The sequence below is a fragment of the Micromonospora sp. NPDC050795 genome, from assembly GCF_044456785.1.
Classification (GTDB): domain Bacteria; phylum Actinomycetota; class Actinomycetes; order Mycobacteriales; family Micromonosporaceae; genus Micromonospora.
Window position 1 is genome coordinate 198,015 of record NZ_JBITGE010000005.1, and the last position, 22,749, is coordinate 220,763.

Annotated in this window: 27 protein-coding genes; 12 read left to right on the forward strand and 15 right to left on the reverse strand. The window is 70.3% G+C overall.

Going from position 1 to position 22,749, the window contains the following annotated elements; all coding sequences use genetic code 11:
• Positions 1-57 precede the first annotated feature (57 nt).
• Together ACIBEF_RS06955 and ACIBEF_RS06960 are read left to right on the forward strand one after the other, a co-directional pair.
• The gene (locus tag ACIBEF_RS06955; protein WP_396791884.1) at positions 58-588 is read left to right on the forward strand and encodes a GNAT family N-acetyltransferase; all 531 of its coding nucleotides are present in this window, start codon (positions 58-60) and stop codon (positions 586-588) included.
• Positions 589-641: 53 nt separating this feature from the next.
• Complete coding sequence (locus tag ACIBEF_RS06960; RefSeq protein WP_396791886.1) at positions 642-1,244, forward strand: GNAT family N-acetyltransferase; 603 nt, start codon at positions 642-644, stop codon at positions 1,242-1,244.
• 50 nt (positions 1,245-1,294) lie between these two features.
• Here ACIBEF_RS06960 and ACIBEF_RS06965 read toward each other — a convergent pair whose 3' ends face one another.
• The 8 genes from ACIBEF_RS06965 to ACIBEF_RS07000 form a co-directional block, all read right to left on the reverse strand.
• Positions 1,295-1,834: an SUKH-4 family immunity protein gene (locus tag ACIBEF_RS06965; protein WP_396791888.1), complete on the reverse strand. Its 540-nt coding sequence runs from the start codon at positions 1,832-1,834 to the stop codon at positions 1,295-1,297.
• Positions 1,831-2,373, reverse strand: a complete 543-nt coding sequence (locus tag ACIBEF_RS06970; RefSeq protein WP_396791890.1) for a hypothetical protein — start codon at positions 2,371-2,373, stop codon at positions 1,831-1,833. Before ACIBEF_RS06970 ends, ACIBEF_RS06965 begins: the two co-directional genes overlap by 4 nt.
• Positions 2,370-2,900 carry an endonuclease gene (locus ACIBEF_RS06975; protein ID WP_396791892.1) on the reverse strand — a complete coding sequence of 177 codons (531 nt, stop codon included), beginning with the start codon at positions 2,898-2,900 and terminating at the stop codon, positions 2,370-2,372. Before ACIBEF_RS06975 ends, ACIBEF_RS06970 begins: the two co-directional genes overlap by 4 nt.
• A complete protein-coding gene (locus tag ACIBEF_RS06980; RefSeq protein ID WP_355006354.1) occupies positions 2,893-3,387 on the reverse strand; it encodes a hypothetical protein in 495 nt (164 codons plus the stop codon). The genes ACIBEF_RS06975 and ACIBEF_RS06980 overlap by 8 nt, the downstream gene beginning before the upstream one ends.
• A 4-nt stretch (positions 3,388-3,391) precedes the next feature.
• The gene (locus tag ACIBEF_RS06985; RefSeq protein ID WP_355006355.1) at positions 3,392-3,715 is read right to left on the reverse strand and encodes a hypothetical protein; all 324 of its coding nucleotides are present in this window, start codon (positions 3,713-3,715) and stop codon (positions 3,392-3,394) included.
• Positions 3,712-4,134, reverse strand: coding sequence for a YbaB/EbfC family nucleoid-associated protein (locus ACIBEF_RS06990; RefSeq protein WP_396791895.1), 423 nt, complete (start codon positions 4,132-4,134; stop codon positions 3,712-3,714). Before ACIBEF_RS06990 ends, ACIBEF_RS06985 begins: the two co-directional genes overlap by 4 nt.
• A gap of 147 nt (positions 4,135-4,281) precedes the next feature.
• A complete protein-coding gene (locus ACIBEF_RS06995) occupies positions 4,282-5,298 on the reverse strand; it encodes a sensor histidine kinase (protein WP_396791898.1) in 1,017 nt (338 codons plus the stop codon).
• Complete coding sequence (locus tag ACIBEF_RS07000) at positions 5,291-5,986, reverse strand: response regulator transcription factor (protein WP_396791900.1); 696 nt, start codon at positions 5,984-5,986, stop codon at positions 5,291-5,293. The genes ACIBEF_RS06995 and ACIBEF_RS07000 overlap by 8 nt, the downstream gene beginning before the upstream one ends.
• A gap of 159 nt (positions 5,987-6,145) precedes the next feature.
• Here ACIBEF_RS07000 and ACIBEF_RS07005 point away from each other — a divergent pair, with 159 nt between their 5' ends.
• The gene (locus ACIBEF_RS07005) at positions 6,146-7,225 is read left to right on the forward strand and encodes an NAD-dependent epimerase/dehydratase family protein (RefSeq protein ID WP_396791902.1); all 1,080 of its coding nucleotides are present in this window, start codon (positions 6,146-6,148) and stop codon (positions 7,223-7,225) included.
• Here ACIBEF_RS07005 and ACIBEF_RS07010 read toward each other — a convergent pair.
• Entirely contained in the window at positions 7,197-8,561 is a 1,365-nt protein-coding gene (locus ACIBEF_RS07010) for a hypothetical protein (protein ID WP_396791904.1), read from the reverse strand. The two genes, ACIBEF_RS07005 and ACIBEF_RS07010, sit on opposite strands and share 29 nt — an antisense overlap.
• A 147-nt stretch (positions 8,562-8,708) precedes the next feature.
• Between ACIBEF_RS07010 and ACIBEF_RS07015 the strand changes: the two genes are divergently transcribed.
• The 9 genes from ACIBEF_RS07015 to ACIBEF_RS07055 all read left to right on the forward strand — a co-directional run bounded on the left by ACIBEF_RS07015 (position 8,709) and on the right by ACIBEF_RS07055 (position 16,943).
• Positions 8,709-9,380: a glycosyltransferase family 2 protein gene (locus ACIBEF_RS07015; protein WP_396791906.1), complete on the forward strand. Its 672-nt coding sequence runs from the start codon at positions 8,709-8,711 to the stop codon at positions 9,378-9,380.
• Positions 9,377-10,057 carry a DUF2064 domain-containing protein gene (locus ACIBEF_RS07020; RefSeq protein ID WP_396791907.1) on the forward strand — a complete coding sequence of 227 codons (681 nt, stop codon included), beginning with the start codon at positions 9,377-9,379 and terminating at the stop codon, positions 10,055-10,057. The genes ACIBEF_RS07015 and ACIBEF_RS07020 overlap by 4 nt, the downstream gene beginning before the upstream one ends.
• A 125-nt stretch (positions 10,058-10,182) precedes the next feature.
• A complete protein-coding gene (locus tag ACIBEF_RS07025) occupies positions 10,183-10,767 on the forward strand; it encodes a methyltransferase domain-containing protein (RefSeq protein ID WP_396791908.1) in 585 nt (194 codons plus the stop codon).
• Entirely contained in the window at positions 10,764-11,930 is a 1,167-nt protein-coding gene (locus ACIBEF_RS07030; protein ID WP_396791910.1) for a molybdopterin-dependent oxidoreductase, read from the forward strand. Before ACIBEF_RS07025 ends, ACIBEF_RS07030 begins: the two co-directional genes overlap by 4 nt.
• Positions 11,927-12,352: a hypothetical protein gene (locus tag ACIBEF_RS07035; RefSeq protein WP_396791911.1), complete on the forward strand. Its 426-nt coding sequence runs from the start codon at positions 11,927-11,929 to the stop codon at positions 12,350-12,352. The genes ACIBEF_RS07030 and ACIBEF_RS07035 overlap by 4 nt, the downstream gene beginning before the upstream one ends.
• A 44-nt stretch (positions 12,353-12,396) precedes the next feature.
• Positions 12,397-13,236, forward strand: a complete 840-nt coding sequence (locus tag ACIBEF_RS07040) for an S-methyl-5'-thioadenosine phosphorylase (protein WP_396791913.1) — start codon at positions 12,397-12,399, stop codon at positions 13,234-13,236.
• A 66-nt stretch (positions 13,237-13,302) separates the two neighbouring features.
• Positions 13,303-13,899: a DM13 domain-containing protein gene (locus ACIBEF_RS07045; protein WP_396791915.1), complete on the forward strand. Its 597-nt coding sequence runs from the start codon at positions 13,303-13,305 to the stop codon at positions 13,897-13,899.
• Between the two features lie 276 nt (positions 13,900-14,175).
• A complete protein-coding gene (locus tag ACIBEF_RS07050; protein ID WP_396791917.1) occupies positions 14,176-15,537 on the forward strand; it encodes a ricin-type beta-trefoil lectin domain protein in 1,362 nt (453 codons plus the stop codon).
• Positions 15,538-15,605: 68 nt separating this feature from the next.
• Complete coding sequence (locus ACIBEF_RS07055) at positions 15,606-16,943, forward strand: ricin-type beta-trefoil lectin domain protein (RefSeq protein ID WP_396791919.1); 1,338 nt, start codon at positions 15,606-15,608, stop codon at positions 16,941-16,943.
• A 61-nt stretch (positions 16,944-17,004) separates the two neighbouring features.
• On the opposite strand, the gene ACIBEF_RS07060 is transcribed toward ACIBEF_RS07055, so the two are convergent.
• From ACIBEF_RS07060 to ACIBEF_RS07085, 6 genes are all read right to left on the reverse strand, one after another.
• Positions 17,005-17,391: an AtzH-like domain-containing protein gene (locus tag ACIBEF_RS07060; RefSeq protein WP_387350299.1), complete on the reverse strand. Its 387-nt coding sequence runs from the start codon at positions 17,389-17,391 to the stop codon at positions 17,005-17,007.
• 82 nt (positions 17,392-17,473) lie between these two features.
• Positions 17,474-19,102 carry a regulator gene (locus ACIBEF_RS07065; protein ID WP_396791921.1) on the reverse strand — a complete coding sequence of 543 codons (1,629 nt, stop codon included), beginning with the start codon at positions 19,100-19,102 and terminating at the stop codon, positions 17,474-17,476.
• Between the two features lie 12 nt (positions 19,103-19,114).
• Complete coding sequence (locus tag ACIBEF_RS07070; RefSeq protein ID WP_396791923.1) at positions 19,115-19,807, reverse strand: cysteine hydrolase family protein; 693 nt, start codon at positions 19,805-19,807, stop codon at positions 19,115-19,117.
• Between the two features lie 7 nt (positions 19,808-19,814).
• Positions 19,815-20,504: an isochorismatase family cysteine hydrolase gene (locus ACIBEF_RS07075; protein ID WP_357197275.1), complete on the reverse strand. Its 690-nt coding sequence runs from the start codon at positions 20,502-20,504 to the stop codon at positions 19,815-19,817.
• Positions 20,505-20,541: 37 nt separating this feature from the next.
• On the reverse strand, positions 20,542-22,344 hold the full coding sequence (atzF, locus tag ACIBEF_RS07080; protein ID WP_396791925.1) for an allophanate hydrolase: 1,803 nt from the start codon (positions 22,342-22,344) through the stop codon (positions 20,542-20,544).
• Positions 22,345-22,468: 124 nt separating this feature from the next.
• Positions 22,469-22,749, reverse strand: a 281-nt coding sequence (locus ACIBEF_RS07085) for a transposase (protein ID WP_396791927.1), incomplete at its 5' end; no start/stop codon positions are given.

A 22,749-nucleotide genomic window follows, 5' to 3' on the forward strand; every position in this document is an offset into this window, starting at 1 on the left:
CCGGTGACGAAGCATCGACAGACCTGGGTCGACCATTCCTCGGACTACCATTCGGCCATGGACGACATCACCCGCGGCGTACGCATCAGACGCGGTGACCCGGCCGACGCACCTGCCGTACTGGACATGCTCGACTCCGCGGTGGTCTGGATGAACGACCGCGGCAACACCGAGCAGTGGGGCACGACGTCGTTCTCGGAGAAGCCCGAAAGGGTTGAACAGGTCGACCGGTACCTGACCGAGCACCTCCCGTACATCGCGGAGGTGGACGGGACGCCAGCAGCAGCCCTCGTGTTGGATTTGGGGCCCGACCCCCGGGTACCGATCTCGCCTGCGGAAGAACCGGAGCGGTTCGTCCGCCTCCTGGTCTCCGACCGACGATTCGCCGGCCGGAAACTCGGGTCGGCCCTGTTGGCGCACGCCGTCGAGGAAACCCGGCAAGCTGGCGTGCGACTGCTACGGGTCGACTGCTGGGCGGGCGGCGGTGGCGAGTTGGTGGCGTACTACGAGCGCCACGGGTTCACTCCCACCGAAACCTTCCTGGTTGGATCCTGGCCGGGGCAGGTGCTGGCCCAACGAATCGACTGAGCCGCGCGATATTCGGGCGTCTCGCCGGGCTGCGTCCACTAGCGTCCCGCCTCATGGCGAACACCACAATCCGTACTGAACGCCTCGAGCTTCGCCCGGTGCGGGACGAGGACATCGACCGGATCCTGGAGTACCGCAACCTGCCGCAGGTCACGCGCTGGCTACTCCGTACGCAGGTCGACCCTGCGTCCTTCCGCGCGGCATGGCGACGCGCGGCCGCGGACCCCGACGACCACAGCATGGCGGCCACCCTCGACGGCGTGGTGATCGGCACCGTCTCGCTCGACGTCGTCGACGGCATGGGTCAACCCGGGATGCCCCAACGGACCGAGGCCCACCTGGGCTACGTCTTCGATCCAGCCTACGGCGGGAATGGGTACGCGACCGAGGCCGTGACCGCGGTGGTGGCGTACGCATTCGACCGGTTGGGCATTCGGAGAATCACCGCCGGTTGCTTCGCGGACAACCTCGCCTCGGTGCGAATCCTCGAGAAGGTCGGCATGCATCGTGAACAGTACGGCGTCGGTGATTCCTGGCACGCCGAACTGGGCTGGGTCGACGGCTGCACCTACGCTGTCCTCGCCGAGGCACGGCATCGAGAGGGACCACCGCCGGAGCACCCGGCCGCGTCCATGCCGGTGCCGCGAGCAGGGTGAACCTCCAGCGTCACGGTTGGACGACCCGCGTGCCGGCGGCGGCGAGGAGGCTAGCCGCTGGTGGATTCCAGCTGATCGAAGGCCAGGCTCCACCACGACTTGGGATCGGCGAACGCGGACGAGTCCACACCCATCAGTTCCTCGCGGATCGCGGCGGCGCGGGCCGCGCGGGCCCGACCGCCCGGGTCCGTGGCGATGAGCCCTCCGAGCCGGTAGAGGAACTCGACGAAGGCCGCGAAGGTCGCGTTGACCGCCTCGAAGTTGGGGGTCTCCAGGTCCAGCAGCACGACGGCGCCGGTCAGCGCGTCGAGGCAGAAGAGCAGCTGGGGGTCCTCGGGTGAGCTGCCGAGGACGATGTGGATGCGCGGGCTGGCCTCGCCGATCTCGATCTTCAGCTTGGAGAACAACTCCAGGCCGGACACGTCGACGTCGACGGTGAACAGGATCGGCACGTCGACCGGGATGGCCCCGAACGGCGGGAAGACCTCTGGCGTCAGCGGGCCGAGGACGTCGTCGAACCGATCGACCGGGAAGTAGATCATCCCATCGACGCCCCAGAGCGCCGCGAGCTCCTCATGTGTCGCGGTCAATCGTCCGCCTCCTCGTCATCGTCACCGGGGGTGGTGAGACCGTGCTCGTCGAGGAAGCCCCACCACTCGTCGTCGTCGGAGCCGATCTCGCCGTACCCGGCGCCGAAGACGTAGTAGGCGAGGAACGAGTCGAGGTCCGGCGCGACGTCGAGGAACATCTCACGCATGAACCACTCGTCGGTGGTCTCCGCCGGGAAGTACCAGACCGCGCCGGTGTCGCGTCGGATCAGCAACGGCTCGTCGTTCCGGGTGCCGATGACCAGCCACTCGGCCGGTTCGTCGGCGACGCCGGTGAACTCGGGCATCTGCTCGATGTAGTACTGGATGTCGTCGAGATCCGCGACCGCGGGCAGGTCGAACGCGCCGGCCAGGATGCCGTTGGCGGTCTCCAGCAGCTCCCGGACCGGTTGCGGCAGCTCGGCGGGAATCTGGTCGGCCGGAGCGCCCTCGTTGATCTGCGCCCACACCAGCGTCGCCGGCTGGTCCGCCTCCAGGTCGGTACGCAGCTCCTCGATGAGCTCCCGCAGCTCGGGATTCAATCCACCACCTCTATTCGGATCGGTGTGCCGTCGGGCAGCTTCATGATCTGACGCCAGATTTGCCCGCCGACATCCCAGTTTGTTCTGCCGTGCAGAAGCTTCAGATTACTAACGTCGTCGGCGCCGCCCAGTTGCAGCTCCCACACATGGTCCGGCTGTTGCTTGCGGAGTCGGGCGGCGAGGGCGTTCGCCATCTTCTTGTCGTGGGGCCAGTACTTGTCAAAGATCTTCTGGCGGATGCGCTTCTTGTAGTCCTTCGTGATCGACTCGTCCCGGGCGACCGGGTTGGCCTGCTTGAACAGCTTGCCCTCGTCGCTGAGCTTCTTCAGCGCGTTCATCTTGCGGTCGAACTGGCCGCGCGCGTGGAACGACTTGCGCTGCACCTTGATCGTGACCTCGGGCAGGTCGTTGTTGCGCACCACCGGCTTGGCGGCGGCTTTCTTCACCGCCGCCCGGACGCCCTTGCCGACCCTCGGCTTGGCCGCGCCGCCGCGTTTCTTCGAGCTCTTCGGCGCTCTGCTAGGCATCGAGGAGCTCCTGAATCACCTGGTCGATCAGCAGGCCGACGATCTCCCGCGTGATCATCTGGAAGATCGGGACCTCGGCCAGCGATGCGCCGAACGTGACGACGGCGGTGGCGATCGCCTGCGCCACGGCGAAGGCGAGGATCGCCAGCTGTACGATCACCTGGATCTTCAGCGCGAGCACGATCGCGGCGGCGATGATCAGGCCGGTGCCGATCAGCATCGCGGCCTGGGAGTAGTCCGAGAGGGTTCCGGGACCGCTCTCCGGGTTGGCCCACCACTTCTGGAACGCCTGCATCGACTCGCCCTGGTGCTGCGACCAGATCGCCGCCGCGGCCGTTCCGGCCTGCCCGGAGGCCTCGGCGACCGTGCCGGAGAAATCCAACCAGGCCTGGCCCATCTCGAACAGCTTTTCCTCGTCGGCCTCGGGCCAGGTGTAGCCGATCCAGCTGAGAGCCGTGATCAGCTCGCCGGGCAGTTGGAGCCCCATGCCGTCACCCCAGCATTCCCTGGATGTCCCGCAGCGCGCCCGCGGAGGCTTCCTCGACCGACTCGTAGTTGTCGGCCATCTTGGTCAGGTCGCTACCGGCCGAGCCGATCTCCTCGGCGGCGACGCCGATGCAGTCCAGGACCCAGGTGGACGCCTCCGTGTACGCGATGCCGATGAGCGAGCCGATGTCGTCGGCACCCCACGGCTCGCCGTACCCCTGCATCTGCGCCTCGAAGCTCTCCAGCTGGCCGATGAAGCGTTCGGCGGCGCCGATGACCTCGTCGCCGCCGGACCGCAGCAGCGCCGGATCGACCTCGAAGCCGTTCACCGGGTGCCTCCTCGGGCCATCCGCTCCTGCGCGTCGGTGAGCGCCTGGAGGAACGCACCGAGCCGCGGCACGGCAGTGTCACGAACCTGCTCCAGCTGCTCGGTGAGCTGCGAGAGGTCGCCGGAGGCCACCGCCGGGCCACCGCCGCGCATCGAGTCGATCGCCGCGTTCACGGCCTCGATCACGTGGTCGCAGACCTCGGCCGAGCCGAGCCGCATCATCCGTGGGTCCAGCGTCAGTGACTCCAACCGGCCATCAGCGCCGAACTCGGCGCGGACCTGCCCCTCGGCGGACTCACCGACCCGACGCAGGCGCGCGGCCTCCTCGTCCTCCGGCGCAGTGCCGGCGGCGCGCAACGCGCCAACCGTCGCGTCCAGCATGCGAGCGAACTCCCCGCTCGCCGGCTCATTCACCGACATGCGCCCTCCATCGATCGCCTCGAGACAATGGAAAGCGTAGTCAGATCCGGCAAATCGTGTAGTCCCGCGAGGCGGTGCCGCCCGACGTGCTCGTGCTGACCGAGACCGCGCTGGCGGCGGTGCGCCACCGGAGAGCGGAACGTTGTCTCAGGCGGTCGCCAGGCGGACCGTGAACTGGCAGCCGTCCGGGGTGTTGCGCACCTCGACCCGACCGCCGTGCGCCTCCACCAGGCCATGGACGATGGCCAGGCCGAGCCCTCCGGACGCCCCACCGTCGCCGGGGCCGGGCGTGCGGGCCGGTTCACCACGGAACGCGATGTCGAACAGGCGGGGAAGGTCGGCCGGCGGGATGCCGCCACAGGTGTCGGCGACCGACAGCCAGGCATGGTCGTCCTCCCGGCCGGCTTCGATGCGTACGGTGCCGTCCTCCGGGGTGTAGCGGACCGCGTTGAGCAGCAGGTTGGCCACGACCCGGGCCAACTCCGGCTCGCTCGCGGCAACCGTGGGCCACCCCGACTCGCTGGCGATCAGCTTGATCCGGCGAGCGTCGGCCAACGGGGTGGTGCTGGCCAGCGCGTCCGAGACCACCTCTCCGAGCGGCACCGCCGTCAACGACAACCGCAACGCTCCCGCGTTGATCCGGGACAGCTCGAACAGGTCGTCGACGAGTCGCGTCATCCGGTCGGTTTCCAGTCGGATGCGTCGGTGGTACTCGTCGACCGTGTCCGGATCACGAACCACCCGGTCCTCCAGCGCCTCCGCCATGGCCCTCAGCCCGGCGAGCGGGGTCCGCAGGTCGTGGGAGACCCAGGCGACCAGGTCGCGCCGGCCCTTCTCCAGTTGCCGTTCCCGCTCCCGGGCCTGCTCGCGCCAGACCGCGGCGCGGGCCAGTCGCCGGCCGAAGTGCCCGCCAACGGCGAGACTGACCACCGCTGCCGCCGCGACGGTGATCAGGACCACCTCAAGGTCGTGCGCGGACAGGAACATCGCTTCCGCGACCGCCATCACCCCGACGGCGACGGCGACCACAGTGGTGGTGAGCAGCACGTTGAGGTGCACGGTCATCGAGCTGCGTCGCAGGGCGCGGAGCAGCACCGCTCCGGCGAGCCCGATGCCGAGTGCCGCGCCGAGGGCGATCGCGAAGATCAGGACTATGTCACGCACTGGCTGGCTCGTACCGGTAGCCGACGCCCCAGACGGTCACGATCCGCTGCGGATCGGCGGGGTTGGCCTCGATCTTCTCCCGCAGCCGGCGTACGTGCACTGTCACTGTGGAGTGGTCCCCGAAGTTCCAGCCCCAGACCTGCTCGAGAAGTTCGGCCCGGCCGAAGACCCGGGAAGGATGCCGCATGAGGTGCACGAGCAGGTCGAACTCGCGCAACGTCAGGGCCAGATCCGCACCGGCGAGGCCTGCGGTTCGGGAGGCCGTGTGCACCACCAGGTTGCCGTCGGTGAGCGCCTCCGGCCGCTCTGGCGGGACCCCACCGCCGGCGCGGCGAAGCACCGAACGGACCCGCAGCACCAGTTCCCGGGGTGAGAAGGGCTTCGTCAGGTAGTCGTCCGCGCCGAGTTGCAGCCCGAGGATCCGGTCGGCTTCGTCGCCGCGCGCGGTGAGCATGACGATCGGTACGCCGTCCGGCCGTACCCGCAGCGCCCGGCACACCTCCAGGCCGCTGATCAACGGCAGCATCAGGTCGAGCACGACCAGGTCTGGCGCCTGCCGCTCCACGGCCGCCAGTGCCGCCGCGCCGTCCGCCGCGAGGCTCACCTGGAAGCCGTCGTTCTCGAGGTAACGACGGATGACGTCGCTCACGGTCTGATCGTCGTCGACCACCAGCACGCGCTGTGTCACGGGCCGTCCCCGTTCCGCCCCGTCAACGTCTCCCCCAGATGTCCATCGGCCCAGCCTAGCCACGCGGCGGACTCCGCCCGGACCAGCAAACCTTGCGAGGTTCTTACGGCTGGACGCGGAAACCCGCCCAGGCGTACGTGGGGTCATACGGTGACCGGAATGCGGATCCTTGTCACCGGTGCGGCCGGGTTCATCGGCTCACACATCACCGACCTGCTCAGCGACGACGGGCACGAGGTGGTGGCCGTGGACGCGCTCCTGCCCGAGGCGCACGCTGCGACGGCGCCGCCCTGGACCGAGCGGCACGACCTGGTGGTCGGCGACGTCCGCGACAACGAACTGCTGACCCGGCTACTGACCGGGGTCGACGCGGTCTGCCATCAGGCAGCCATGGTCGGCCATGGCCTCGACCCCGCCGACGCCCCCCGGTACGCCGCGCACAACGACCTCGGCACGGCCACCCTCCTCGCGGCGATGCACACCGCCGGGGTACGCCGACTGGTGCTGGCCAGCTCGATGGTGGTCTACGGCGAGGGCCGCTACCACTGCCCCACCCACGGCATCGTCCGGCCTGCCGGCCGCCGGGTGGTCGACCTGGCCGAGGGCCGGTACGAGCCGACCTGCCCTCGCTGCGATCTTGCGCTCTCCCCCGGTCTCGTGCCCGAGGACGCGCCGCTGGAGCCGCACAGCACGTACGCCGCCACCAAGCTGGCCCAGGAACACCTCGCCGGTGCCTGGGCCCGGCAGACCGGCGGATCGGTCTGGGCCCTGCGCTATCACAACGTCTACGGTCCGCGAATGCCCCGCGACACCCCGTATTCGGGGGTCGCGTCGATCTTCCGCTCGGCCCTGGCCGCCGGACGACCGCCCCGGGTGCTGGAGGACGGCCGGCAGCGGCGGGACTTCGTCCACGTGACCGACGTGGCCGCGGCCAATCTACTGGCCCTCACGACACCGGCACCGGATCCCCTGACCCCCATCAACGTCTGCTCGGGCGAACCGCACACCGTCGGCGAGTTGGCCCACGAGCTGGCGTCGGCGATGGGCGGGCCAGCGCCGGTCACGGTCGGGGGCGGACGGGCGGCGGACGTACGGCACGTCGTGGCCGATCCGGCGCGTGCCGCCCAGGTGCTTGGTTTCACCGCCCGGGTCGGCTTCGCCGCTGGCGTCGCCGACTTCACCAACGCGGTGATGCGGGATCCGGCATCGGTCACGACACGGTCCACAGCAGGTGGTTGACGGCGAGAGCCGTGGCGGCCTGGGCGGCCAACCACCACCGTCGGTGACCGTGGGGCAGGTGCGCGGTCGCGACCAGCAGCCAGACGGCGAACGGTAGCCAGATCCGTTCGACCTCCGCCTTGCTGAGCCCGGACAGGTCCGCCGCGAGCACCGCCACCGTCGCCGCGACGGGCAACCACACAGTGGGTCCGGCGCTGACGATCCGCTGCCTGAGTGTCGTGGCGAGCGGTGGGTGCGGTGCCCGGATCGACACGGCGGCCACCGCCCGGCGCAGCGCCGGCCCGACCACCGGGCCGGCCGAGAGCAGCAGGGCCGCGAGATTCGCCCAGACCCAGTAACCGTACGGACGTTCCGCCGCCCAACCCTGGTAATAGCGACGCGCCACCAGGTGGTAGCCGTCCAGCCACCAGAAGCCGGCCAGGGTGAACACGGCGACGACGGCCGCGACCGCCGTCGCCGCGACCAGGAGCACTGCGAGGCGGTCCCGCGCCCGGAGCAGCACCACCGTCAACGCGAGCAACCCGACCAGGACGAACCCGTACGACAGGTACAGCGCGAAGCCGAGGAGCAACCCGCCCAGTGCGGCACCTGGTCGACCACCCACCGCCAGCAGCGCCAACCCGGCCGCGACCACCGCGGCGAAGATCCCGTCCGCGGACGCGCCCACCCAGACCGCCCCCGGCAGGAGCACCAGGAACGGCCACACCGCCCGCGCCGCGTCCTCGACACCGAGTGCCCGCAACGTCACCGGAACCGACACCGACACCGTGGCACCGAGCAGCACGCAGGCGAGCCCGGCAGCGGTCCCACCGCCGAGGCCGATCCGCTCCAGCCAGACGAAGAACAGCAACGTCCCCGGTGGATGAGCGGCAGCGTGGGTGGACCACGAGTCGGGCTGGAAGTCGAGAATGCGGTCGGCGAAGCCGGACAGCATCATGCCGACGTCCGTCACCCGGGGCACCTCGTGCAGGTACTCGGCCTGCACGGTGAGCCGCTCGGTCAACCCCGCGGACCACCCGTCCACCAGGGCCAGCGATAGCGTCCAGAGCAGCGAGGCGAGATAGCCGACCGCCAGCAGCCGCGGCCACGACGTGTCGGTCGCCCAGCGCACGCCGCGCCAGACGAACAGCGCCGCGACGAGCAACGCGGCGGGGGTACCGGGGCCCAGATGGGGCTGCCAACTGGCGTAGAGCGGCGCCGCGTCGGCGTGCAGCCGTACGCCCTGATGGTTGAGCAGGGCGCCGACGGCGACAGCGGCGGCGAGCACTGCCACCTCGACGCCGACGACGATCAGGTCGGCGGACCGGGCTCGTCCCGGGCGGGTCATCATGGTCATGGTGACGGCCGACCTTACGGCCTCCCACCAGGCATTCGAGTGCCAAAAGGTGATACGTCAGCGAGTCGTAAGATCCGTTGCCGTGTAAGCGATTCGTAAGGACGATCCACGGTCCCGACGGCCGGTGGCGGGCCTAGCGTCGCCGGTATGCACACAACGATCGACGTGGTGCTGCCGTGTCTGGACGAGGCGGCCGCACTGCCTGCCGTACTGAGCGGGCTACCGCCCGGCTACCACGCCATCGTGGTCGACAACGGCTCCACCGACGGTTCACCGGTCGTCGCGGCCGAGCACGGGGCCCGGGTCGTCCACGAGCCTCGACGAGGGTACGGAGCGGCAGTGCACGCCGGCCTGCTGGCGGCGGAGGCGGATCTGGTCTGCGTGCTCGACGCGGACGGCTCGTTCGACCCGGCCGAGTTGCCCAGGCTCGTCTCGGCGGTGCACGACGGGCGGGCCGATCTCGCCGTCGGGCGGCGTCGGCCGGTGTCGGCGGATGCCTGGCCGTGGCATGCCCGAGCCGGGACCGCTGTGGTTGCCGCCCTGCTGCGGCGTCGCGGCGTGCCGGTGTACGACATCAGCCCGATCCGGGTGGCCCGCCGGGCGGCGCTACTGGGCCTCGGTGTCGACGACCGCGCGTTCGGCTATCCCCTGGAGTTGCTGCTGCGCGCGGCCGGGGCGGGCTGGCGGATCCTCGAACTGGACGTCGCGTACGCGCCCCGCGCCGCCGGCACCACGTCGAAGGTCTCCGGGTCGGTCCGGGGCACGCTGCGGGCGACCCGGGACTTCGCCGGAGTGCTACGCGCCGGTGGTGGCCGGTGAACGTCCTGCTCCTGGTCGCGAAGGCACCGGTCCCCGGTCAGGCCAAGACGCGCCTCTGTCCGCCCGCCGATCCCACCCAGGCGGCCCGGATCGCTGCGGCGTCGCTGTTGGACACCCTCGCGGCGGTGCGCGCCACCGCCTCGACCATTCCCGTGTTGGCCCACACCGGTCGGTTCGCCGATGCCGAGTACAGCGCCGAACTGACCGCCGCGTTGGCGGGTTGGCACCTGCTTCCGCAACGCGGCGACACGTTCGCCGACCGACTCGCGAACGCTCACGCCGACACCGCTGCGGCATTTCCCGGCCGGCCGGTGCTGCAGATCGGCATGGACACCCCGCAGATCGGGCCGGCCCTGCTCAGCGCCGCGCTGGACCGGCTCGCCGAACACGAGGCGGTGTTCGGGCCGGCGCTGGACGGCGGCTGGTGGGCGCTCGGGTTACGCGATTCGAGGTACGCGAGCGCGTTACGCGAGGTACCCATGTCGACCGACGACACCGGGCGCCGTACCCTCGCCGCGTTGCGCGGGCACGGCGTACGACCGGCGATCCTGCCCGTGCAGCGGGATGTCGACGACTGGTCGGCGGCGATGGCGGTCGCGGCCGACCTACCCGGCACCCGGTTCGCGGATGCCGTCGCGTCGGTGGGCGGCCATCTGCTGAGCGGGCACCCCCGGTGAGGTCGACTGTCAGTCTCGACGGTTTCGACGTGGTCCTGGGCAGACTCGGCGGGTGGTCCGCCGGACATGACGCCCACGGCACGCCTGTCGACCCGAGGCCTGCTACCCAACCCGACCATTGGCTGGTGCACGCCGACGGGCGACGTGACCTGTTGCCGGTACGGCGCTGGCACGGGCCGCCCGAGCCGGCCATCGAGTCCGTCGCCGCACGCTGCACCGGACCCACGATCGATCTCGGCTGCGGCCCCGGCCGGGTGACGATGGCGCTCGCTCGGCGCGGCCTCGTCGCACTGGGGGTGGACATCTCCGCCGAGGCGGTACGTCTGACCCAGGGCCGCGGGGTGGCCGCCCTGCGACGCGACGTCTTCGAACCCCTTCCCGGGGAGGGGAGGTGGGCGCACGCCCTGCTCATCGACGGCAACATCGGCATCGGTGGCGACCCGGTCCGCTTGCTGCGCCGGTGCGGCACCCTGATCTCGGCCGACGGAACACTGGTGGTCGAGGTGGAACCCTCGGGGGCCGGGCTGTGGCAGGGGCAGGCGTACGTCGTGTCCGGGTCGCCCGGTGATCGGGAGCCGCGCGGACCGGTGTTCCGCTGGGCGCGGGTCGGGTCGGAGGCGGTGGCCCGGACCGCCGCCGCTGCCGGCCTGCGAGTCGTCGACCGTTTCCGGTTCGGTCCACGCTGGTTCGCCGAGTTGGCGCGCTCATGATCCGCCGGCCACGCGTCCCCGTACCCGAGGACTTCACCGCGCCCTCGCACTCACCGCTGGTCGCCGCACGGCTCGGTCTCTGGCTCGGGGTGGCGTTCGGGCTGTGTTTCGGCACCGGGCTGCTGAGTCACTACATCCAGCACCCGCCAGGCTGGTTCACCTGGCCGACCCGACCGGTCAACCTGTACCGGGTCACCCAGGGCGTGCACGTGCTCTCCGGTGTCGCCGCGATCCCGTTGCTGCTGGCCAAGCTGTGGAGCGTCTACCCCCGGCTGTTCGCCCGCCCGCCCCTACGTCAGCCGATCCGGTTGACCGCCCACGCCCTCGAACGGATCTCCGTCCTGGTGCTGGTCTGCGCCGCCTTCTTCGAACTGGTCACGGGCCTGTTCAACGTCGCCCAGTCGTACCCGTGGGGGTTCTTCTTCCCGACGGCGCACTACGCGGTCGCCTGGCTGGTGGCGGGCGCGATGCTGCTGCACGTCGCGGTGAAGCTCCCGATCGCCCGGACGGCGCTGGGCACCCCACTGCGGCCCAGCAGAGCGGGGCGGGCTGCGACACCGGGGGCTGACGGCCGGGACTCGTCCGAGCGACGGGCGTTCCTGCGTACCTCGGCGGGCGTCGCCGGGATCGCCGTGCTGGCCACCGCCGGCGTGACCGTGCCGTGGCTACGTCGGGTGTCGCCGCTGGCGTGGCGTTCCGCGTCCGGGCCGCAGGGCGTACCGATCAACCGTACGGCGGCTGCCGCGCACATCGCCGTTCCCCCGGACTGGCGACTGGAGATCGTCTGGCCGGGCGGGCGGGGCAGCCTGTCCCTGGCCGACCTGGCGGCCCTGCCGCAAGTGACGGCGGAACTGCCGATCGCCTGTGTCGAGGGCTGGAGCGCGTCGGCCCACTGGACCGGCGTGCCCGTCGTCGAGTTGCTGCGCCGGACCGGCGCACCGACCGGCCGAGCGGTTCGGGTCAGCTCACTGGAAGCCGACGGTCTGTACGCGGCCAGCACACTGCCTGCGGCCCATGCCCGCGATCCGCTGACCCTGCTCGCTCTGCGGATCAACGGCGAGCAACTGTCTCCCGACCACGGTTACCCCTGCCGACTCATCGCGCCGAGCCGGCCGGGCGTCCTGCAGACCAAGTGGGTGGCAAGGCTGGAGGTGTTGCGGTGAGAACAGTCCGACTGCTCCTGTTCGTGGTCGGCGCAACGGCCACCGCGTACGGCGGTTGGTTGCTCCTCCCCCAGCTCGGCACCGCTCTGCCGTGGCTGATCGGCGGCCCGGTGCTGCACGACGTCCTGGTGGCGCCGCTGGTCGGACTGGTCGGACTGGCGCTGGGCCGACTGGTGAGGAACCGGTTGCGCCTGGCATGGATCACCGCCGGTCTGCTGGCCAGCGCCACGTTGCTGCTGATCGCGGTGCCCCTGCTGTGGCGACCACCCTCGGCGCCGCCGAACCCGGGCCTCCCGGACCGTGACTACCCGCTGGGGCTCGCTGTCGGGCTGGCTGTGCTCTGGGCCGCGATCGTGGTCGTCCTGGTCGTCGCCACCACCGTCGACAGACGTGGTACGGGCCGACGAGCCGAGCATCGCTGAGTCGGCCCCAGCCGTTCTTCACTGTTCGTCCAGGAGGGGTACACATGTCAGCAGGAGACATCAGCACGACCGGTCGCCCGCCGATCGGCGTGATCGGCGGATCCGGGTTCTACGAGTTCCTCGACGACGTCGCCGAGGTCACCGTCGACACACCGTACGGGCCGCCGAGCGACTCGCTGTCCGTCGGGAGTGTCGCCGGGCGGCCGGTGGTGTTCCTGCCCCGCCACGGACGCCGGCACACCCTCCCCCCACACCGCATCAACTACCGGGCCAACCTGTGGGCGCTGCGCGCACTCGGCGTCCGCCAGGTGCTCGCACCGGGCGCCGTGGGCGGCCTGCGACCGGATCTGGGCCCGGGGACCCTCGTCGTACCGGACCAACTGGTCGACCGGACCAGCGGCCGGGAGCAGACCTACCACGACGGACAGCCGCGCGCGGACGGGAAGCCCTCCCCGGTCGTTCACGTTCCCTTCGCCGACCCCTACTGCCCGGTCGGACGAGCCACGGTCCTCGACGCCGCCCGAACCGCTGGTTGGCGGCCGGTCGACGGCGGAACGATGGTCGTCATCGAGGGGCCCCGGTTCTCCACCCGCGCGGAGTCGCTGTGGTACGGCCGGCAGGGCTGGTCGGTCGTCGGCATGACCGGTCACCCGGAAGCGGTGTTGGCCCGCGAACTGGCACTGTGTTACACCGCGCTGTCCCTGGTGACCGACCTCGACTCGGGCGTGGAGGTCGGTCAGGGCGTGACTCAGCAGGAGGTGTTCACGGTCTTCGCCCGGAACATCGAGCGTCTGCGCCTCCTGCTCGGCGACGCGGTGCAGACGTTGCCGGAGGACCAGGGGGCCTGTCGGTGCGGACAGGCGCTGGCAGATACGCAGGGGTGACCGTCGTAAGAGTTCCGCAATGGTTCGCGAACGGTTCGACGGCGGCTGCGGCCGTACGCTGCGGTGATGGGAAAACGGATGTTCCGGTCGCCGGTGGTCCGAGCCGGTCTCGCCTGCGCTGTCGTCGTGTCGATGCTGGCCCTGTACTGGTTCCAGCCGTGGAAGCTCTTCACCGACACCTACGTCGACGAAGCGATTCCCGGCGCAGGAACGACATCGGCCACCCCGACACCGGCGTCCGCGAGCCCGGCCCCGGCGGCGTCGGCCGCCACCCCAACTCCTGCGGCGTCGGCAGCCACCCCGGCGGCAAACGAGATCCTGACCGCCGGCGAGTTCGTCACCCATGAGCACCGGACGACCGGCAGTGCCGAGATCCACCGGCTCGCCGACGGGCGCCACCAGCTGGTCATCCGCGACCTGGACACGTCGAACGGCCCGGATCTGCGGGTGTGGCTGACCGACCAACCGGTCATCCGGGGCACGGCCGGCTGGCGGGTGTTCGACGACGGCGAATGGGTGGAGCTGGCCAAGCTCAAGGGCAACAAGGGCAACCAGGTGTACGAGCTGCCGGCGTCGGTGGATCCAGGTGACTTCCGGAGCGTCTCCATCTGGTGCAAGCGGTTCGCGGTCTCGTTCGGCGCGGCCGATCTCACGAGCGCCTGACCGACCTGACCGGCCCGCAACCTGCCGGACACGGCATTGACATCTTTCACTGCGCGATCTAGCGTCGGAACGAATCGATTCGACGCCGAGCCAGGTGCTCCGGCACCGTCGGTCGAACGGTCTCGTGATGTTTGGGCGCACGAGCTGACCGCTGTCGAATCGATCACCGAGTGGTCCCGCGTGGGCGGCGAGACCAGCGGCGGAAACCCGCGTCGATGAGCCGGTCGGCCGTGGACCCCTTCCAACCAGTTCGTGCCGAATGGCGGGAGCCCCTTCATGACAAGACGTAGACCCATCCTTGGATTGCTCGCGACGGCGGCGGCCGTCGTCGTGACCGTGAGCGCAGGGGCACTGGCCGGTGGTCTGAGCACCACCGCGTCGGCCGCAGACATCGGAGCGGCCGCGGCGACCGCCGGATGCGGCAAGGCGCCCACGTTGACCAGTGGCCAGCGGTCCATTCAGAGCAACGGCCAGAACCGCAGCTTCATCCTGAGGATCCCCGACAACTACGACAGGAACCACCCCTACCGGTTGATCTTCGGGTTCCACTGGAACGGCGGCACCGCGAACGACGTCGACGGCGGCGGGTCCGACGGGGCGGCCTGGTCCTATTACGGGCTGCGGCAGCAGGCGAACAACAGCACGATCTTCGTCGCACCCCAGGGCAACGGGAACGGCTGGGCCAACTCCGGCGGCCAGGACGTCACCTTCGTGGACAACATGATCAGCCTGATCGAGGCCGATCTGTGTGTCGAGACCACCCAGCGCTTCGCGCTCGGTTTCAGCTACGGCGGGGGCATGAGCTACTCGCTGGCCTGTTCCCGGCCGGGTGTCTTCCGCGCTGTCGCGGTCTACTCCGGTGGGCAGCTCAGCGGGTGCAGCGGCGGCACCCAGCCGGTCGCGTACATGGGGATCCACGGCCTCGGGGACTCGGTGCTCAACATCTCCGCCGGACGGTCCCTGCGTGACACGTTCGTCCGCAACAACGGGTGCACCGCCCAGAGCCCACCCGAACCGAGGGCGGGCAGTCTGACCCACGTCACCACCACCTACTCCGGCTGCCGGTCCGGCTACCCGGTGGTCTGGGCCGCCTTCGACGGCGGGCACACCCCCGGCCCGGTGGACGGCGGCGGAGACAGCGGCGCCAGGACCTGGACCAAGGGCGAGGTGTGGAGGTTCTTCACCCAGTTCGGTGGCACCGATCCCACGTCGCCGCCCACCACCCCGCCACCGACCACCCCGCCGCCGAGCGACACGTCGGCCCTGCGCAGCACGTCCTCCGGACGGTGCCTGGACGTCAACGGCGCGGCGCAGACGAATGGCGCGACGGCGATCATCTGGGACTGCCACGGTCAGAGCAACCAGAGCTGGACCTCGACCGCCGCCCAGGAACTGCGCGTCTTTGGCGGCAAGTGCCTCGACGTCAACGGCGCCAGCACCGCGAACGGCAGCTCGGTGATCATTTGGGACTGCAACGGTCAGTCCAACCAGAAGTGGCGGTTCAACGCCGACGGCTCGATCACCGGAGTCGGTTCGGGACGCTGCCTGAACCTGGTCGGCAACGGCACGGCCAACGGCACGCGCGTGCAGATCTCCGACTGCACCGGCACGGCCAACCAACGCTGGAGCCGGAGTTGAGCCCGACGAGGTTCCCGCAGAGGGGACCGGTCCAACGGATGTTCAACCACTCGCAAGGAGGCGCAACAGTGCCGCTTCGCAAACTCTCCGGCCCCTGGGTGGGGGCAGCCCTGGCGGTCATGGTTCTGATCGCCGTCGGAATGTACGTTCTCACGACCGTCGCACCGGCGGCGGCGGCCACCACTGCCGGCTGCGGCAAGGCGCCCGGGCTGAACAGCGGCACCCACACCATCCAGAGCGGTGGGAAGAGCCGTAGTTTCATCCTTCGACTGCCGGACAGCTACAACAACACCTACGCCCACCGGCTGGCCTTCGGGTTCCACTGGCTGGGCGGCACCGCCGGTCAGGTCGCGTCGGGCGGAAGCGACGGTGCGGCGTGGGCCTACTACGGGATGCAGTCGCAGGCGAACAACAGCACCATCTTCGTCGCCCCGCAGGGCCTCAACAACGGCTGGGGCAACTCCAACGGTGAAGACGTCACCTTCACCGACGACATGATCCGCATGATCGACAACGCTCTCTGCGTCGACACCACACAACGCTTCTCGGTCGGGTTCAGCTACGGCGGCGCGATGAGCTACTCGTTGGCGTGTTCCCGACCGACGGTGTTCCGTGCGGTCGCGGCAATCGCGGCCCCGGGGGCGATCAGCGGTTGCAGCGGCGGCACCGGACCGGTCGCGTACCTGGGGATCCACGGCATCAACGACAACATCCCCAGCGGACGCTCGCTGCGCGACAGGTTCGTCCGCAACAACGGATGCGCCGCACAGAGCCCACCCGAGCCGAGGGCTGGCAGCCTGACCCACATCACCATCGCGTACTCCTGCCAGGCTGGATACCCGGTGCTCTGGGCCGCCTTCGACGGCGGCCACCAGCAGGGCCCGGTGGACGGTTGCGCCGGCTGTGAGAGCGGCGCGCGGAGCTGGGTCAAGCAGGAGGTCTGGAACTTCTTCGCCCAGTTCGGGTCCACCGTGCCGCCCACCACTCCCCCGCCGTCGACCCCGCCGCCCGGCCAGCAGAACGTGCTGATCGCCAGCAGCCCGGCCAACCGGTGCATCGACATTCCCAACTCGAGCACGACGAACGGTGCCCGTCCGCAACTGTGGGACTGTCACGGTGGCACCAACCAGCGTTGGACCTACACCGCCAACCGCACGCTGACCGTGTACGGCAACAAGTGCCTGGACGCCAGCGGGGCGGGCAGCAGCAACGGCACCGCGGTCATCATCTGGGACTGCAACGGCCAAGCCAACCAACAGTGGAACCTGAACTCCAACGGCACCATCACCGGCGCCCAGTCGGGGCTGTGCCTCGACGCCGTCGCATCCGGCACGGCCAACGGGACGCAACTTCACCTCTGGGCCTGCCACGGCGGCGCCAACCAGCAGTGGAGCAGGCGTAACTAGTACCGCGCGCCACGTCGCAGCACGCGCCGCCCGGATCCTGTCCCGGGCGGCGCGTACTCGGTCAGTCGGTGGCCGCGGCCGAGACGGAGACGTGCGCGGTGACGATCCGCCAGCCGACGGGCAGGCGTACCCAGGTCTGGGTCTGCCGCCCGGTCGTGGCGGTGCCGTCGTACCCGAACCGGGTTGTCACGACCGCCAGGTCCGGGCCGAACGTGGTGATGATCGGGTCGACCAGCCGGCGACCGGCCGGCAACGGTGGCTGCGCCGCGCGCCACTTGCGCTGCTCGTCCAGCCCGTACTGATGGTCGGCGAGGCCGAACCGTACGGTCCGCTCGGAATCCCAGAAGTACCCGCAGATCAGGTCGGCGTCGCCAGCTGCCAGCGCCTGTTCATAGGCGGTGAAGGCCGCCGCCACCTCGGCGGCCACGTCCGTCCGGTCGATCTCCATGCGGTACGTCCCTTCGATCCGTTCGGTCAGGAACTTCCCGGGCCGGTCGGGAGCCGGGACGCCCCCGACCGGGCCGGCCGGCTCACCCGCTCAGGGCCGACGTCCGCTGCTCCTCCGCTGACCGATCGGTGACCGGCCCGGCCCGACCCGGCTCCACGTCCGGCTCGACCTCCTCCGGGCCGGGATCGCGGGGCGTGGGGCGGCCCAGCGCGAAGACCACACAGATCACCGCGACGAACAGGTAGCCGAGCGCCACCTGGCCGTTGGCGTTCCACTCGATCCGTTCGCCGTGGATCAACCCGATGAACGACAGCAGTGCACCGGAGCCGGCGAAGATCGCGGCGCGGACGAACCGCTTGTCGATGATGAAGACCACCACCGCGCCGAGCACCAGGCCGGCGAGGATCGCACCCTGGCCCAGCACCAGAAGCCCGTCGTAGATCACGCCAGCGCCGTTGAGCGCATCGTCGCCGACCGCTGCGGCGGTGGTGCCCGCCGCCGCCAGAGCGTTGTCGATCTGCCCGGTCGCCCAGGCGGCGATGTTCGGAATCAGCGCGGCGACCACTGCGGCGGCGTGCGCCCTGGGGGTCGCCTGGAACGCCTGCGCCCCGATCAGCAACCCGATGTAGAGCAGAATCGGCACGATCGCCGCCGTCGGGAAGATCGCGCCGAGCAGCCCGAACATGCCGAAGAAGCAGAGCAAAGCGATCACCACACCGGTCGCCATCGAGTAACCGCTGCGTCCACCCGCGGCCTTCCAACCCGGGTGACCGACATAGACGGCCGGTGGGAACGGCGAGCCGAGCGCGGCCCCGATCACCGCACCCGCGCCATCGGCGAGCAGCACGCTGCGCAGGTTGTAGTTGTCCCCCGCGGTGGCCGCGCTCTCCACGTTCGTCATTCCCTCGGTGAAGTTGTAGACACCGAGCGGGATCGCCGTCGCCAGCAGAGGCGCCATGTCGGCCAGCCCGGTGAAGAGCAGGTCCAGCTTGAACGAGGGTACGGCGATCGCGATGTCCCGGGTGGCGGCCGTGACGTCCGGCACCGACATCGCACCGCCGGCCCAGCCGATCGCGGTACCGAGCAGCAGTGCCGCGAGCCCGATCGGGAAGTTGAACGGCAACTTCACGTCGGTCAACAACCCGATCAGCAGCAGCGCGAGGACCGGCAGGGCGACCCAGGCCATCCGCCACATCTGCCCGGCGGGGTTCATCGAGATGAACGTGATGGAGATTCCCGCGAGGGTGCCGAGCAGCGCGGCCCGTGGCGCGTACCGGCGGATGTAGGGCCCGACGAACGCGCCGATCAGCACGATCACGCCGATGATGAAGGCCCACGCCAGCCCGGCCTCCCAGGCCCGCACGGGGTCCTGGGTGCGCAGGTAGATGGGGAGCATGATGACGAAGATGACGATGAACATGTGCGGCACGCTCGGCCCGTACGGCAGGGCCGTCACGTCGGTGCGGTTCTCCCGTCGCGCGAGCCGGCGGGCCAGGTAGGTGTAGTAGATGTTTCCGGCGACCAGGGCGATGCCCAGTGCCGGCAGGATGGTGCCGAACACCTCCCCCTCGGGGAGGTTCACCACGGCGAGGCAGAGCCCGGTCAGGGTGAGCACGTTGACCAGGACGTTGACGCCGAATCCGAAGAACGCGTTGGTGTCGCCGCGGACCCAGTACGGCAGCGCGACGCTTGTGGGTTTGGTCGAGACCATGACTGCTCCCGGTCAGGAGGAGGGCTGCAACACGGGGGTGGTGGGTAGCGCGGCGCGTACCTGCGCCGAGTCGGCGACCCAGCCGAAGATGCCGCCCTGGGCGGCGATCATGTCGAGCCCGACCCGGTGGAATTCCGGGAAGTAGGACCCGACGCAGTCGGCGAGCACGAGGCACTCGTACCCGCGGTCGTTGGCTTCCCGGACGGTGGTGTGCACGCAGACCTCGGTGGTGACCCCGGTGACCAGGAGGCTGCGGACACCCCGCTCGGCGAGCAGGACGTCCAGGTCGGTGGCGTGGAAGGCACCCTTGCCGGGCTTGTCGATGACCGGCTCGTCGGGCAGCGGCCTCAGCTCGTCGATGATGTCGTGGCCGTACTCGCCGCGGACGAGGATGCGACCCTTGGGTCCGGGATCACCGATCCGCCTGCTCGGCGCGCCGCGGCTGAGCTTGGCTGGCGGACAGTCGGACAGGTCGGGCAGGTGCCCCTCACGGGTGTGCACGACACTCAGGCCGACGGCGCGGGCGGCGGCCAGCAGCGCCGCGAGCGGTGCGATGGTGCGGCGCAACTGCCCGACGTCGTTGCCCAGGCTCTCACCGAACCCGCCGGGCTCCAGAAAGTCGCGCTGCATGTCGATGACGAGCAGCGCCGTGGTCGAGATGTCGAAGGCGTACGGGCCGGGCCGCGCCGCCGCAATGGTCACCATGGGCACCTCACTCGGCCGTGGCGGCGATGACGTCGTCGGATGTGGTGACGCAGCCGAAGACGCCGCCCTGCATGGTGACCATGTGCAGTGCGGCGTCGTGGTTGGCCTTGTCGGTGGCGCCGGTGCAGTCGGAGAGGATCAGGCACTCGTACCCCCGGTCGTTCGCCTCGCGCATCGTGGTGTGCACGCAGACGTCGGTGGTGATGCCGGTGAGGATCAGGTGGGTGATGCCCCTGCTGCGGAGCACCAGGTCGAGGTTTGTCGCGTAGAAGGCACCCTTGCCGGGCTTGTCGATGATCACTTCGCCGGCCACCGGGGCCACTTCCGGCACGATCTCCCAGCCCGGCTCACCCCTGACCAGGATCCGGCCGGCGGGGCCGGGCGCGCCGATCTCGGCACCGATGCGCGCCGAACGCCACAGCTTGTTCGCCGGCAGGTCGGACAACTGCGGGTCGTGTCCCTCCCGGGTGTGCACGACAAGCATCCCGAGCGATCGGGCGTGCTCGAGCAGCCGGGCGGTGGCCGGCAGGCCGGCCCGGGTGAGGCCGATGTCGTAACCCATCGCGTCGACGTAGCCGCCCGGTCCGCAGAAGTCGGTCTGCCAGTCGATGCAGAGCAGTGCGGTACGCGCGGTGTCCGCCACGCCGTCGTAGGGCCACGGGTAGGGGTTGGCCGTTACCGGCCCGATGCTGCCCATCCTCTCGCCTCCTGTCGTGATCGCTGATGCTGGCGCGTCAACGCCGGGCGGCGGATCGCCGGTAGGCCCGCCACCCTCCGCTGGCGCTGATGTCCTCGGCCGGCGGGCCCGCCGCGTACGCTTCGCAGAGGAAACCGAGCACGTCACGTCCGTCGTGCAGCTGGACCCAACCGAGTGAGAGGGGTGCTGGCACTCCGGCCAGCAACCCACCGAGAGCCGCGCTGGGCAGCCGCCACAGCTCGACCTCGATCGGGTGACCGTTCGCCCCGTCCGGGCCGATCCGGACCAGGCCTGGCAGCCCTTCGCCATCGGGCGTGTCCATCCGGTACAGCCGGTAGAGCGGCGCGGTGCGGGCGGTACCGGCGAGGACCGCACCGCGCCCGAGCAGCTCGCCGTTGCGGGATTCGCCGGTCAGGTGCCGGCCGACCACGGCGACAAGCAGCTCAGCCGAGCGCTGGGACGGCGGCGGGCTCGCCTCGACCATCTGGGTCGACGCCCCGCCCCCGGTGACCGCGGCGGCCAGCCTGGCCAGGGTGGTGTCGCTGAACGCCGGGCCGACCAGGGTCAGGCTCGCCGGGCGGCCGGAGCTGGTGAACCCGTTGGGTACGGTCACCGCGGCCAGGTCGAGCAGATTCGCGAACTGGGTGTAGCGGCCGAGCATCGCGTTACGCCCGATCGGATCCTCGGCGATCTCGTCGAGCGTGAAGGTGGTGCCGACGGTGGGCACCACCAGCACGTCGACGTCCTGCCAGAGTTGGTCGACCTGGGCGCGCAGTTCGCGTAGGCGGTGCTGACCGCGGAAGGCGTCGATCGCGTCGTAGCGACGTCCGGTCTCCAGGACGGCACGGGTCACCTCGAAGACCGACTCGGGGTGCGACCGCAGGAAGCCGTCCAGGGCGACGAGCCGTTCGGCCACCCAGGGCCCCCGGTAGAGCAGGTCGCCCGCCTCGAAGAAGGCACCGAGCGGCACCGACCGACGGGACCCGACGAAGGTGTGCAGCCGTTCCACCCCCGCCGCGAACCGGGCCTGCTGGCCGCTGTCGCCGAAGAACTCCAGGTCCTCCGCCCGGGGCACCCCGAGGCGGAGCGTCCCCGGCAGGCGGGGAACCACCCGCTCGGCCGGGAATGGCCGTCCCCAGGGGTCGGCCGATGTGACCGCCCGGGCGGCGTGCAGCACGTCGAGGGCGCCAGCCACGTCGGGGGTGAAGACCGACACGCAGTCCAGTGAGCGGCAGGCGGGCACCACGCCGGCCGTACTGAGCAGACCCCGGGTGGGCTTGAGACCGACAATCCCGTTGAGCGCCGCCGGCACCCGACCAGAGCCGGCGGTGTCCGTACCCAGGGCGAAGCTGACCTGGCCCGCAGCTACGGCGACCGCTGAGCCGGAGCTGGAACCCCCGGAGATGAGGCCGTCGCCGAACACGCTCTGGCAACTGCCGTACGGCGAGCGGGCACCGGTGAGGCCGGTGGCGAACTGGTCGAGGTTGGTCTTGCCGACAAGCAGCGCGCCGGCGTCGAGGAGTCGCCGCACCACGGGCGCGTCCTCGACGGCCTCGTACCCGAAGTCGGGGCAACCCGCCGTGGTGACCATGCCGGCCACGTCGATGTTGTCCTTCACCGCGAACGGGATCCCGTACAGCGGCAGCGCGGGATCGCCGTAGCGGCTCAGCGCCTCGGCGCGCTCCCGCAGACGATCGGCCGGGACGGTGCTGATCCAGACCGGTCCCTCGTCGTGCCCGGCGAGCCCGTCCAGGACTCGCTCGGCCTGGTCCGCCGGGGTCAGGCTGCCCTCACGGTACGCCGACCGAAGCTCCGAAATGGACCCTACTCGCTCTGGCATACTGTCGATTGTCGACTGTTCTGTTACGGGAACCCGCGCGTCACGTAACGACAACATGACGGCGCGTGGCCCTGACTCCGCCGGCCACGGCCGACCTCGGCTAAGGCGTGTTTCATAAGCCCGGTCAGAGCCATTCGCAGATGATGGTGATGGTCAGGACGGCCTGGAACCGGACGGCCAACTTGTCGTAGCGGGTGGCCACGCCGCGGTGGCGCTTGAGTCGGGCGATGCCGTTCTCGACGGCATGTCGCATCCGGTAAAGGTCTCGGTCGAACTTAGGCGGGCGTCCGCCGCGGCTGCCCTTGGCTTCACGGTGGGCGTCCTGGTCGGTCTTGCTCGGAATGCACGCCTTGATGCCACGCTTGCGCAAGTAGGCGCGGTTACCGCGGCTGGTGTAGGCCTTGT